The following is a 13389-nucleotide window of genomic DNA, read 5'->3' on the forward strand; positions in this document are numbered from 1 at the left end:
CCGGGATGCCCGGCTCTCTTTAAGATTTTCACTCCTATTACTATTATTAATTACTTCTCGATGTTGGAATTCATCTCCAACACTTTGTCCCAGTGACCTTCGTTGGCCTTCACAAATGCGACCCTGTCGGCATTCAATGTGTATTCCTGGGCAGCTTCGTTGGTACGGAAAGTCAGGTAGTGGATCACATCAAACTGCTCACCGTTGTTGCCCGACTTCTGCACATGCCCGGCCGAGTAGGCTACGACATCTTTTACTGCTTTTTTCATTGTCGCAAAATCGCGCAGGTGTTTTTCAACTTCCTGAGGAGTGGTACCAGGTTTAAACTTGATACAAACCACTCGCTGAATTTCGGCCGGTTTGTGTGGCACGTAAGCGCCGTAAATAACCAGCATGAACACGCAAAGCGCGAAAATGGGGACTAAATATCCTAATGTTTTATTTCTCGTCTTCATTATAGCAAATTCAATAAATGCAATTATCTATTTCTCTTGCTACAAAGGTAAAATATAAATCGATTATTGTATTATTTGGATATTAAATATAAATAATTTTGAAAATTTAATAAATAAGAAAAGAAACAACCATCGGAAATCTACTTTTCGAAATATTATTCTGAGGGTAATTTTTTGTAAAATTTTCTAATAATGCTGTCCCTCAGGTAGCTATCGGGTCGTTCGGAAGTAAAAAATTGCCGTTTGGGAAAAACAAGTTTCAAAAAGGCCGGTTTTTGTTACCTTTTTTTGCAAATGACGTCTCAACAGGTGTAAAAACTGTTAAAAACACCTTCCGAAGATTGTATGGCGTCATTTATCCTTTCACGGGAAAAAAAATCTGAAAAAAATCGATTTTTTTTCAAAAATGCGTTGAATTTCAGCCTGCTTGCCCTGTTTTTGCTGCTTCAAAGCGGTGCAAAAGGCCATTGGGGCTTCTGGGCGCATAAGCGGATCAACCGTTTGGCGGTTTTCAGGCTGCCGGTAGAAATGCAGGTTTTCTATAAAAAGTACATCGACTACCTGTCGGAGAATGCTGTTAATCCAGACAAGCGGCGGTATGCCGTGGTAGGGGAAGCGGAGCGGCATTTTATAGACCTGGATGTGTATGGCGACAGCGCGCTTGCATTGCTTCCCAAACATTGGCAGGCCGCAGTGCAGAAAATAGGAGAAGACAGCCTGCGCAAACACGGTATTGTGCCGTGGCATGTTCAAACAGCTGCTTCCCAACTCACAGTCGCATTCAAAGACAAGAATGTTTCCCGCATTCTCCGTATTTCGGCGGACATCGGGCATTACATTGCCGATGCCCATGTGCCGCTACACACCACGCGCAACTACAATGGCCAGCTTACAGGTCAGGAGGGCATTCACGGTTTCTGGGAATCGAGGCTGCCGGAGTTGTTTGCGGAAGATTATGAGATGTGGCTGGGGCCGGTGGCTTATCGAAAGGACATTGCGCGGGATATATGGAAGGTTGTCGAAGGCTCGCATGCGGCCATGGATTCGGTGCTGTTGTTTGAAAAGCAACTGACGGAAGGATTCAAAACCGATAAAAAGTACAGCTTCGAGCTGAGGAACAATGTGCTTACCAGGCTGCATTCGCGCGAATTTTCCGAAAAGTATCATCGCATGCTTGCCGGGCAGGTGGAAAGGAGAATGCGGGCTTCCGTGCAAATGGTGAGTGACATCTGGTATACCTGCTGGATCGATGCCGGACAGCCGGATCTGGGCCTGTTGGCTGATGCCGGGCCCGATCAACCGGAGCAAGACGCCGAAGCCGCCGGGCAGCAAACCTGGTTACAGCGGCTTCTGAATGTGCGGCCGGAACCCGATAATTAATGGTCCTGATATGATCGGGTGGTAGCAAGTCATTCCGGGGTACTAGTGTGCGTGATTGGTGATCAGTATTTTAGCGGTGACGAGCAACTGGCCGACATGTCGTTGCGTGTGCTCGGCGGCATGAAAAAGCAATCCTAAATGTGTAGAAGGCACCATCGCGCGGCCTACGTAGCGGATTTCGGTTAATGTATCCGGATTGGTTTCGCGGAGTTGCTTTAATGCTATTTCGAGTTGGCTGCTGAACTGGTCCAGTAAATGGTTGTAGGTGCAGTCTTCAAACGGCTCCTGGCCTTCACCTTTCAGAAATGCCATTTGGCTTTCGCTCAGGGACTCCTCCCGCGCGTACGTGAACAGGCGGTCGAGCACGCCGGCGAGGTGCTGTAAATGGAAGCCCACCGATGCGACGTTGGCCGGTTTTTCCCAAAGCAATTTCGAAGGGAATGTGTGGGTGAATATGCCTAGTTCTTCACGCGCCTGTAACAATGCATGCGCAACAGGTTGTAGCAGATCGGGTATTTCGGGAAGCGGCCCGCGGAGCCATACTTCGAGTTGGTCGTTGTTTTGCATGGCTGAAAATAAACGAAAAAGGGGCCTTTTTACAAGCCCCCTATCGCACTAATTGTTGTCAGAATTTATTTTGCAATGTCGATTTGCACCGGCTTGCCTTTGATGGTGTTGCCATCCATCGCACGCAATACCGCGCGCGCATCGCGCTCAGGCACGTCTACAAACGTGAATTTGTCATAAATGTCGATCGCACCGATGGTCTTGCCCGGAATGTTGGCTTCGCCGGCAATAGCTCCCACGATGTCTTTCGGCATAATGTGGTCTTTACGGCCAAGGCTCAGGAACAAACGGGTCATACCTGGCTCAGGAGTCGATTGGCGACGTTCGCCGCGATCACCTCTTTCGCCACGGTCACCGCGCTCGCCGCGTGGTGCATAACGGTCGCCACCGCGATCACCACCACGGTCGCCAAAACGGCTACCTTCACGACGTTCGCCAAAGCGGCCGCCTTCACGACGATCGCCACGGCCGCGGCGGTCGTCACCGAAACGGTCGTTACCACCTTCACGACGGTCGCTGCGACGCTCTTCCCATGCCAGGTTGCTGTCGGAGTACTCGTTTTTCTGAACACCCATGATCTGCTTCGCCATTGCGCCAACGATTTGCTCGGTAGAGAAACCGCTGTGGTGCAGCATTTCGAGTACGTCGTTGTACAGTTCTTCGTCGTTGCTGTCTTTGATGGAATTTGAAATATTCTCCACAAAACGAGCCTTGCGAACGCCCACGATATCTTCGAATGAAGGAATAACCCCTTTTTCGATTTTAACTTTGGTATAACCTTCAATGGATTTCAGACGGTACTTTTCGTCACGTGCCACAAGGGAGAACGCCTTACCGGACATTCCTGCGCGGCCGGTACGACCGATACGGTGTACGTAATATTCTTCGTCCATCGGAATGTCGTAGTTGATCACGCCATCCAGGCCGCTTACGTCGATACCACGCGCTGCAACGTCGGTAGCAACAAGGATAGTAGTAACACCTGCCTTGAATTTGCTCATTACATTGCTGCGTTGCTGCTGGCGGAGATCGCCGTGGATGCCTTCCGATGCATAACCACGCAATTGCAGGTCTTCGACGATCTCGTCCACCTTACGTTTGGTGTTACAGAAAACCAGTAGGGATTTGATGTGGTACATATCGATCAGACGGGTCATTACCTCGACTTTCGCCTGTGGCTTCACCTCGAAGTAAACCTGCTCGATATTCTGGTTGGTCAGCTCGTTGCGAACGACTTTGATCAGGGTAGGGTCGTTCAGGAAGCGCTTGGTGATCGACATGATCGGCTTCGACATGGTTGCCGAGAAAAGGATCGTCTGACGATCTTCCGGCATGTCGGCCAGGATGCTTTCGATGTCCTCACGGAAGCCCATATCGAGCATTTCGTCAGCCTCATCGAGTACCATCATGCGTACTTCGTCGAATTTCAGGGTGCGGCGCTCCATGTGGTCCATTACACGGCCCGGAGTTCCTACTACTATATGTACCCCTTTTTTCAAAGAGCGGATCTGACGGTCGATCGAGTCGCCACCGTAGATGGCTTCGATGCGTACGCCACGCATAAATTTGGACAGACGGCCGAGTTCTTCCGATACCTGCACCGCCAATTCACGGGTAGGGCAAAGGATCAGGGCCTGAACTGCATTAACAGATGGATCTATTCTTTCCAGCACGGGAATACCGAATGCCGCAGTTTTACCGGTACCGGTCTGAGCCTGACCAATTACGTCAGAGCCCTGCAAAACTGCCGGGATTCCCTGTGCCTGTATCGGTGAGGGTTTTTCAAAACCCATTTCTTGCAAGGCTTTCAGGATGTTTTCGTTGAGTCCAAGCTCTTCGAAAGTTTGAAAAGTTTCAGTAGTCATTCTATTGCTTTTAGTATTAATTCTTGAATTGAACGGTTTTGCGGAAGAGGGGCGATGATGGCTGGAAACAACACAATGATCCTGCGGGACGAGCCCAGCAAATGCATTAGTTCCGACTGAAATCGGACCATATCGCCGGCATTCCGGCTGTAATCGTAAATAATTGAAAGGGATTGCACAAAGCCCACCACTAACCATCCGTGGGGCTCTGCGTGTGAACGGTAGGTCCAGCCGGGACAAATTTTGAGGCTGGCAGGTGATCTATAAATGTACTAGACCGTTTATGAGCAGAGAAGCGAACGGATGTTCCTTCAAATCGTGACGCAAAAGTAAGAACAATAATTGGTAATCGCAATGCTTTGAAGAAAGTAATTGTAATATTTTTAGAAAACAAAAACCCGGCGCATTAAAAATGGCCGGGTTTATCTAGTCAGGTTTGCTGATTCAGAATAATTCTTTGACGTCCGTATAAGGTAAATGCCATGCTTCGGCAACACCTTTAAATACTACTTTTCCGTGAACGACATTCAAGCCTTTGCGTAGCTCCTCGTTGGACGAACAAGCCTGTTTCCAGCCCTGGTTAGCCAATTGCAATGCATATGGGAGGGTTGCATTGGTGAGCGCCAGCGTGGAGGTGTAAGGTACCGCGCCCGGCATGTTGGCTACACAGTAATGCACCACGCCGTCGACTTCGTAGATCGGATGTTCGTGTGTGGTAGCTTTCGAAGTTTCGAAACATCCGCCCTGGTCAATAGCTACGTCCACCATCACTGTACCGGGCTTCATCAGTTTGAGCATATCGCGGGTAATGAGCGATGGCGCTTTGGCACCGGGGATCAGCACGCCGCCGATGATCAGGTTCGCACCCTGGATCAGCTCGCGGATGTTGTATTCGTTGGACATGACCGTGTCCACATTGGCCGGCATAATGTCTTCCAGGTAACGGAGTCGCGCCAGACTGATATCCATGATCGTAACGTTGGCCCCAAGTCCTGCCGCCATTTTCGCCGATTGTGTTCCTACAATGCCGCCGCCGAGGACGAGTACATTCGCCGGTTTCACACCCGCCACGCCGCCGAGCAGGATGCCAAATCCGCCCATCGGTTTTTCGAGGTATTTGGCTCCTTCCTGTATGGCCATACGGCCTGCTACTTCGCTCATCGGAACGAGAAGCGGGAGACTTCTGTCTGTTTTTTCGACGGTTTCGTAGGCGAGGCAGACTGCCTTGCGCCCGATCATGGCGTGGGTGAGGGGCTCGGAGGAAGCGAAGTGGAAGTAGGTGAAGAGGAGCTGATTTTCTTTAATGAGCGGATATTCACTCTCAATGGGCTCCTTTACTTTAATGATCATTTCGGCGATGCCGTAAACTTCTTCGATGGTTGGGAGAATGCTTGCTCCGGCTTGTGTGTATTGTTCGTCGGTAAACCCGCTGCCTTTGCCCGCTTCTGTCTGCACGTACACCGCGTGTCCGTGCTTACGCAGCTCTGTGACTCCTGCGGGCGTTAAAGCTACCCGGTTTTCGTTGTTCTTGATTTCTTTTGGGACACCAATGATCATCGGTATGTGTAGTGTTTATAGTTTAGATTAATGGGTCAAAATTAATTTTTGGCAGAAAAACATACTATGAGGGCTAAAAAAGACAGAAAAGAAAACTATTTTTGATCTCATTGATAAGAAAAATTCCTGCCGGGAACGTTCACAGCCTACGTTCAGCCACAAAAAATACTTTATGCAACCCGACCTGACCGACCGAAAAATCCTGGATTTGTTGCAGCAGAATGCCCAAATGACGATCAAGGAGATCGCGAGCAAGATCAATTTGTCAGTCACGCCCGTGCATGAGCGTATCCGAAAGCTTGAAAAAGAAGGGTTTATCGATAAATATGTGTGCCTGTTGAACCGTCGGAAGTTGGGGAAAAGTCTGGTGGTTTACTGCAATGTTACTTTGGATAAACAGCGGAAAGAGAGCTTCGAGGACTTCAATCAGGCCATTGTAAAAATGCCCGAAGTGCTCGAATGCTCGGTCGTGTCGGGTAACTTCGACTACATGCTGAAAGTGGTCGTCGAGGATGGCGAGGCTTACAATCAGTTTTACCAGCATAAACTTTCTGCCCTGTCGAGCGTGTTACACATCAGCAGTTATTTCGTAATTTCCGAAATCAAGTACACCACCGGAATCGCTGTATTGTAATTATCAACGCTATTTAAACTGATCATCAGGCCGGTAGGCGCGCGCTGATCGATGAATGCACAGCATATGAACAAGAATTTTAAGGATGGCCTGAACCTGATGTCGAAAGTGACGCCGAAGCGGGCGTGGAATGCGATGCAGATATTGGGAAGCTATTTTTATTCCAAAATGACGGGTAACCCGGTGCACTGGGGAATGCCGATCGCGATTTCTTTCGAGCCGACTACTTCCTGTAACCTACGCTGCCCCGAATGCCCCAGCGGCCTCCGCTCGTTCACGCGACCGACGGGAATGATGGAAGAAAAGTTATATAAAAGAACCATCGACGAGCTCGCGGATACTTTATTATACCTGATATTCTACTTTCAGGGCGAGCCCTATCTCCACCCCAAATTCTTCGAACTCGTCCAGTATGCGCATAAGAAGGGCATTTACACGGCCACTTCCACTAATGCGCATTACCTCACCGACGAGAAAGCGCGCAAAACGGTGGAATCGGGTCTTGACCGACTGATCATTTCTATTGATGGTACCACGCAGGACGTTTACCAGCAATACCGCGTCGGTGGAAACCTTGAAAAAGTACTGGAAGGAACGCGCAACATCATTAAATGGAAGAAGGAGCTTAAATCTGCGACGCCGCATGTGATATTCCAGTTTCTCGTCGTAAAGCCCAATGAGCATCAGATTGAAGATGTGAAAAAGCTGGCCGAGGAAATGGGCGTGGATGAAGTAGGCCTGAAAACTGCGCAGATTTACGATTACGAAGAAGGTTCCGACCTGATCCCTACCATTGAAAAATACTCGCGCTACCAGGTGCAATCTGACGGGAAGTATTCCATCAAAAACAAATTCGTAGATCACTGCTGGAAAATGTGGCACTCGTGCGTGATCACCTGGGACGGTGCCGTGGTGCCGTGCTGTTTCGACAAGGACGCCGAGTACAAGCTGGGCGATATGAAAACATCCACGTTCCGGCAGCTTTGGAAAGGGAAGAAGTACCGCGATTTCCGGGCTTCGTTGATCCGATCTCGTTCAGAGATAGAGATGTGCAAGAACTGTACGGAAGGAACGCAGGTGTGGGCGTGAAACATTCGCCTTTTTTCAGTCCAAATTATTTTTAATTAAATAATAATATCATTTAAAAATCTCATTATCAGCTAGTTTGGTGTTTTCTTGAAAACTCCGTGGAACATTTTTTGGTAGATTGCCCCGAATAATAGAAATTTGACATTGGTAACTCAAATGAATACATGGGCAAAGTAATTGCAATTGCAAACCAAAAGGGAGGCGTAGGGAAAACCACCACTGCTATTAACCTTGCGGCCAGTTTGGCCGCGCTAGAATTCCGCACACTCATTATCGATGCCGACCCGCAGGCCAACTCTACGTCGGGGCTCGGTTTCAATCCGCAGGAGATGGAGAACAGCATTTACGAATGCATGGTGGAGCAGGCGAAGACTTCGGAAATCATCCTGCAAACCGATTTTCCCAACCTGAACCTGCTGCCGTCGCATATCGACCTGGTAGGGGCGGAGATCGAAATGATTAACCTTAAAAACCGGGAACACCGGATGAAGGATGCTATCGAAGAGGTGCGTAATGAGTACGACTTCATTATCATCGACTGCTCTCCTTCGCTTGGTCTTATCACGATCAACAGCCTTACCGCAGCCGACTCGGTGATTATTCCCGTGCAATGCGAGTATTTCGCATTGGAAGGCTTGGGTAAACTGTTGAATACCATTACGATCATTCAGTCGCGACTGAATACCAACCTGATCATCGAGGGTATCCTGCTCACGATGTACGACCTCCGCCTGCGTCTGTCCAACCAGGTGGTGACCGAGGTTACCAATCACTTCGAATCTCTTGTTTTCAATACCATTATCCCTCGTAACGTACGCATCAGTGAGGCGCCGAGCTTCGGGATCCCTGTCATGGCACAGGATTCGGACAGCAAAGGGGCCGTTAGCTACCTGAACCTTGCAAGAGAGATTCTCAGTAAAAACGGTTTGCTCTCCGACAGGGTGAACTGATCACGATAGTACGAACAGGCAATGGAGAATAGCAGCAAGACGAAAAAAATGACCGGACTGGGAAGAGGATTAGGCGCTCTTCTGCAAGACTCCGAGAAAATCAACACGCCCAGGGCTAACACGCGCATTTCGCCAGCCGAAATCATCGGCTCGATGAACGAGATCGACGTGAGCCAGATCGAGGCAAACCCTTACCAGCCCCGGACGAAGTTCGACCAGGAATCACTGGAAGAACTTGCCGATTCGATCCGGGTCCAGGGGATTATCCAGCCGATTACCGTACGACAGCTTTCGGAGGATTCCTACCAGCTGATTTCCGGGGAACGTCGCTTGCAAGCCTCGCGCTCGCTCGGAATGACCACCATCCCGGCCTACATTCGTACCGCCAACGACCAGCAGATGCTGGAAATGGCGCTCATCGAGAACATCCAGCGCGAAAACCTGAATGCGATCGAGATTGCATTGAGCTACCAGCGACTGATCCTTGAATGCAGCCTCAAACAGGAAGAACTCGGCGCGCGCGTGGGCAAGAACCGCACGACCGTCAATAACTATATCCGCTTACTCAAATTGCCGCCGGTGATCCAGGCGGCATTGCGCGACGATAAGATCAGTATGGGCCATGCCCGGGCGCTAATCACGATCAACAGCGACCAGAGCCAGTTGAAAATTTTCAACCAGATCATCGAGGAAGGATGGTCGGTAAGGAAGGTCGAAGACGAGGTACGGAAGCTCGGAATGATGAGTAATATCCCCATTGAGTCGAAAAAACAACCGACAATTAATCAGGAAATAAAGTCGTTACAGTTCCAGCTTTCGTCCTATTTCGGGGCAAAAGTATCGGTAAAAGCCAATGAGCAGCACAAGGGTGAGATTAAGATCCCTTTTGGCTCTCAGGACGAACTGAAAAAGATTTTAGAAACACTGAAATTTAAGTAAACGTTGAAAAACTGGGTATTGTTAGGGTTGATTTTGCTGGTTTCAGGCCGGATTGCAGCACAGACAGAGGGTAAAAAGGATAGTCTGAAAACCGAAAAATTGCCGGCTGTCGCGTTGGACAGCACTACTCTGGCCCAGGCAGATTCGTTAAAAAACGTTAAAAAGAAATGGATGCCGGTGCCGAAAACGGCTACGAAGCTGGCATTGATACCGGGCGCCGGGCAGATTTATAACCGGGATTACTGGAAGGCGCCTATCGTATACCTGGCATTCGGCGGAGGACTTTATACCTATTACCTGAATACGATCAAGTACCACGATTTTCTCGATGCATATAAGTCGTTTTATGTGCTGGACAAGAACGATCCGGATTACGGACACCGTAAAAAAGAACTGGCAAGCGACGACGCCACCGTGAATGTGAGGGTCAGAAACCTGCTGAACACGAGCAGCGAGTACCGGGACGCGACACATAGCCAGATTGTCCGGCAAAAGAACTACTGGCGCCGGAACCGTGGCTTTGCCATTATCGTAACGGGCCTGATTTACACATTGTCGATCATCGAGGCCAATGTGGCGGCGCATTTGAAGACATTCGACCTTTCGGACGACCTGACCCTGAATGTGAGCCCGAAACTGAACCAGCCCGCTATGCAGACCCCTACGCCGGGTTTACGCATGGTGTTCAATTTTAAGTGATTTAAAAGAGTACTGATTTTCAAATAACAGATTAATGAGAATACTATTACTGGGGTACGGAAAGATGGGGAAGACGATCGAACAGATTGCCATTGAACGGGGACATTCGATTGTAGGGAAAATTGATGTGCAAAACCGTGCGGATATGGACAAGCTGCAAACTGCCGACGTGGATGTAGCCATCGAGTTCAGCTCACCAGAGTCCGCATTTGAAAATATTATTTACTGCCTCAAAAAAGGCTGGCCGATCGTGTGCGGCACCACGGGCTGGCTCGACCGCCGCACGGAAGTGGAAGCGCTTTGCAAGGCCCAGTCGGGTTCGTTTTTCTACGCTTCCAATTACAGTATAGGCGTCAACCTGTTTTTCCGGCTGAACCGCATGCTGGCGCGGCTGATGAACGGCCACGAATACCAGAGCTCGATGACGGAAGTTCACCACATTCACAAACTCGACGCGCCAAGCGGTACGGCCATTACGCTCGCAGAAGGCATTATCGAGGAAATGGGAAATGTCGACGGATGGAAGCTGGCTCCTGAAAATGAAGAAGGTTATCTGCAAATCCTGGCCGAACGCCGCGGGGAAGTGCCTGGTACCCACATTGTTCGTTACGAATCGGAAGTGGATACCATCGAAATATCCCACACGGCCCATAATCGCCAGGGTTTTGCGCTCGGTGCGGTAGTAGCTGCCGAATGGCTTCCGGGCAAATTCGGAGTGTTCGGGATGAATGACCTCCTCAAAATTTAAAGTATTCTAACTATCAATCATCGCATGGCTGTTAATAAAGAGTTGACTTCCAGTTCAGTTGAATCCAAAAAGAAGAAGTCACCGGCAAGGGAGTGGTTCGACTCCATTTTATTCGCGGTAGTCGCCGCAACTTTGATCCGCTGGCTGTTTTTTGAAGCATTTACCATCCCGACTCCATCGATGGAGAACAGCCTGCTCGTGGGCGATTTCCTTTTCGTGAGCAAGCTGCATTATGGAACACGTACGCCGAAAACGCCGTTGCAGGTTCCGCTCACGCACCAGACGATCTGGGGAACCAACATTCCTTCTTACACCAGCCTGATCCAGTTGCCGCAATACCGCCTGCCGGGTTTCAGTGAAGTGAAGAGGGGCGATGTGGTGGTGTTCAATTATCCGCCTGAATTGCAGCATCCGGTTGACCTGAAAACCAACTATATCAAACGCTGCGTGGGTATCCCGGGCGACAAGGTAGAGGTGCGCGATTTGCAGGTATACGCCAACGGCCAGGCAATGGAAAATCCTCCGAGAATGGAGAATGAGTACTTTGTGGCAACTACCACTGCGGTGAATGAAGAAAAGGTGTTCCGTGAAAACGGAATTTCGGAATACAATGCTTTTACCGACGGTGAGAACGACACCATTAGAGGAAATGAGCAAATGGGCTACCTGGTTTTTACGACCACGGAAATCGCTGCGAAGCTAAAAACCTATGATTTCGTGAAAAGCATTACACTGGTGAAAACGGATAACGGTATCAGCGAGCCGATGCTGTACCCCAATTCGTCGCTTTTCAAATGGAACCGCGATAATTATGGACCGATTACCGTTCCCAAAGAAGGGATGACCGTACAACTCACACCTGAAAATGTAGCAATGTATGGCCCGGTTATCAAGAACTACGAGGATAACGAAGATGTAGTCGTCGATGAAAAATCGGTGAAAGTGGGCGGGAAGGTTATTACCAGCTACACATTCAAGCAGGACTATTACTTTATGATGGGAGATAATCGCCACAACTCGGCCGATTCGCGCTACTGGGGTTTCGTTCCAATGGACCATATTGTTGGTAAGGCTGTGTTTGTCTGGATGTCCATTGACCCGAACCCGACCAGCTTCTTTAACAAAATTCGTTGGAGCCGCATTTTCCGGGTTATCAACTAAGAATCTGGAATCGCATCCATACAGAGGGAAGGACTGAAAGGTTCTTCCCTTTTCTTTGGATATTATATATAAATTAATATTATATAATAATTATTAGTTTATAGAGATAACGGGTATATTGCATAGAATACCTCGCTAAATCAATAGTTTCATGTCCGTAGCAGAAATAGTTTCAAAACCCCAGAGTGCTCCGAAAAGGAAATCAGCCTTCCGGGAATGGTTCGACTCAATACTGTTTGCAGTCGTCGCAGCCGTATTGATCCGCTGGTTGTTTTTCAGTGCATTCGTAATTCCCACGCCTTCGATGGAGAATAGCCTGCTGGTAGGTGATTACCTGTTTGTAAGCAGGCTGCATTATGGCACAACCACACCAATTACGCCGTTGCAGGTACCGCTTACGCATCAGACGATCTGGGGTACCAGCATTCCTTCCTACCTCGACTGGATCAGGCTTCCACAATACCGCTTACCGGGTTTCACGGATATTAAAAATGGCGATGTGGTCGTGTTCTATCTACCCGTCGAGCATCCGGATATGTATCAGAAATATGGTAACGTACTCCCTGACCTGCATCCCCATCCGACAGACCTGCGTTCGAACTACATTAAGCGGTGCGTGGGTATTCCAGGCGATAAACTGGAAGTCAGGCTTGGGGAGGTTTACGTGAACGGGCAGGCGCAGGTGCTGCCCCCGCGTATGCAGAACGAGTATTTTGTGTCTGTAAAAACCACTGTAAATGAAGAGAATGTGTTCCACAAGAACGGAATTGTCGACTACGCACAGTTTACCGAGACATTCGGCGATAGCATTGCCTCCAACGATGAGCCAGGCTACATCGTAAAAACGACCGCCGCATTGGCCGAGAAGCTAAAAACCTACGACTTCGTAAAGCGCGTACAGCCCGTGCTTATGGAAAAAGGTTTGAAAGAGCCTTACCTCTTCCCTTCAAGTGACGCAATCGACTGGAATAAGGATAACTACGGGCCTATCATGGTGCCGAAAGCCGGGATGACCGTACCATTAACCGAGCTGAACATTGCGCTTTACGGCGATATTATCCGGAATTTCGATGGTAACGAAAATGTGATCGTGGAAAAGAACAAAATCACGATCGGAGGCAAGCAGATCAGTAACTACACATTCAAACAGGATTACTATTTCATGATGGGCGACAATCGCCACGATTCCGCCGATTCGCGTTATTGGGGGTTTGTCCCAAAAGACCATGTTGTAGGAAAGGCGGTTTTCGTATGGATGTCCATCGATCCCAACCCGACCAGCTTCCTCAAAAAGATTCGATGGGACAGAATTTTTAGAACGATTGATTAAAGGAAGAATAGAAGA

Annotated in this window: 13 protein-coding genes; 9 read left to right on the plus strand and 4 right to left on the minus strand. The window is 49.0% G+C overall.

The window, feature by feature from the left end; translation table 11 throughout:
* Nucleotides 1–50: 50 nt before the first annotated feature.
* Nucleotides 51–455, minus strand: a complete 405-nt coding sequence (locus J7619_RS18800) for a Dabb family protein (protein ID WP_291201931.1) — start codon at nucleotides 453–455, stop codon at nucleotides 51–53.
* Between the two features lie 411 nt (nucleotides 456–866).
* Here J7619_RS18800 and J7619_RS18805 point away from each other — a divergent pair, with 411 nt between their 5' ends.
* Nucleotides 867–1835 (plus strand): zinc dependent phospholipase C family protein, encoded by a 969-nt coding sequence (locus J7619_RS18805; RefSeq protein ID WP_291201934.1) that lies wholly within the window; start codon nucleotides 867–869, stop codon nucleotides 1833–1835.
* 42 nt (nucleotides 1836–1877) lie between these two features.
* On the opposite strand, the gene J7619_RS18810 is transcribed toward J7619_RS18805, so the two are convergent.
* The 3 genes from J7619_RS18810 to ald all read right to left on the minus strand — a co-directional run bounded on the left by J7619_RS18810 (nucleotide 1878) and on the right by ald (nucleotide 5824).
* Nucleotides 1878–2402, minus strand: a complete 525-nt coding sequence (locus J7619_RS18810) for a DinB family protein (RefSeq protein ID WP_291201937.1) — start codon at nucleotides 2400–2402, stop codon at nucleotides 1878–1880.
* Nucleotides 2403–2467: 65 nt separating this feature from the next.
* Entirely contained in the window at nucleotides 2468–4267 is a 1800-nt protein-coding gene (locus tag J7619_RS18815; RefSeq protein ID WP_291201940.1) for a DEAD/DEAH box helicase, read from the minus strand.
* A 444-nt stretch (nucleotides 4268–4711) separates the two neighbouring features.
* Nucleotides 4712–5824 (minus strand): alanine dehydrogenase, encoded by a 1113-nt coding sequence (gene ald, locus J7619_RS18820; RefSeq protein ID WP_291201943.1) that lies wholly within the window; start codon nucleotides 5822–5824, stop codon nucleotides 4712–4714.
* A gap of 172 nt (nucleotides 5825–5996) precedes the next feature.
* Between ald and J7619_RS18825 the strand changes: the two genes are divergently transcribed.
* From J7619_RS18825 to lepB (J7619_RS18860), 8 genes are all read left to right on the plus strand, one after another.
* A complete protein-coding gene (locus J7619_RS18825) occupies nucleotides 5997–6458 on the plus strand; it encodes an Lrp/AsnC family transcriptional regulator (protein WP_291201946.1) in 462 nt (153 codons plus the stop codon).
* A 66-nt stretch (nucleotides 6459–6524) separates the two neighbouring features.
* Nucleotides 6525–7547, plus strand: a complete 1023-nt coding sequence (locus tag J7619_RS18830) for an SPASM domain-containing protein (protein ID WP_291201949.1) — start codon at nucleotides 6525–6527, stop codon at nucleotides 7545–7547.
* A 164-nt stretch (nucleotides 7548–7711) separates the two neighbouring features.
* Complete coding sequence (locus tag J7619_RS18835; RefSeq protein ID WP_106595109.1) at nucleotides 7712–8497, plus strand: ParA family protein; 786 nt, start codon at nucleotides 7712–7714, stop codon at nucleotides 8495–8497.
* 21 nt (nucleotides 8498–8518) lie between these two features.
* Nucleotides 8519–9436: a ParB/RepB/Spo0J family partition protein gene (locus J7619_RS18840; RefSeq protein WP_291201955.1), complete on the plus strand. Its 918-nt coding sequence runs from the start codon at nucleotides 8519–8521 to the stop codon at nucleotides 9434–9436.
* Between the two features lie 3 nt (nucleotides 9437–9439).
* Nucleotides 9440–10135: a DUF5683 domain-containing protein gene (locus tag J7619_RS18845; protein ID WP_291201958.1), complete on the plus strand. Its 696-nt coding sequence runs from the start codon at nucleotides 9440–9442 to the stop codon at nucleotides 10133–10135.
* Nucleotides 10136–10169: 34 nt separating this feature from the next.
* Complete coding sequence (dapB, locus tag J7619_RS18850) at nucleotides 10170–10883, plus strand: 4-hydroxy-tetrahydrodipicolinate reductase (protein ID WP_291201962.1); 714 nt, start codon at nucleotides 10170–10172, stop codon at nucleotides 10881–10883.
* Nucleotides 10884–10907: 24 nt separating this feature from the next.
* The gene (lepB, locus tag J7619_RS18855; RefSeq protein ID WP_291201965.1) at nucleotides 10908–12044 is read left to right on the plus strand and encodes a signal peptidase I; all 1137 of its coding nucleotides are present in this window, start codon (nucleotides 10908–10910) and stop codon (nucleotides 12042–12044) included.
* Nucleotides 12045–12195: 151 nt separating this feature from the next.
* The gene (gene lepB / locus J7619_RS18860; protein ID WP_291201968.1) at nucleotides 12196–13374 is read left to right on the plus strand and encodes a signal peptidase I; all 1179 of its coding nucleotides are present in this window, start codon (nucleotides 12196–12198) and stop codon (nucleotides 13372–13374) included.
* Nucleotides 13375–13389: the final 15 nt, after the last annotated feature.

Origin of the sequence: Dyadobacter sp., from assembly GCF_017744695.1 — a bacterium.
Classification (GTDB): Bacteria; Bacteroidota; Bacteroidia; order Cytophagales; family Spirosomataceae; genus Dyadobacter.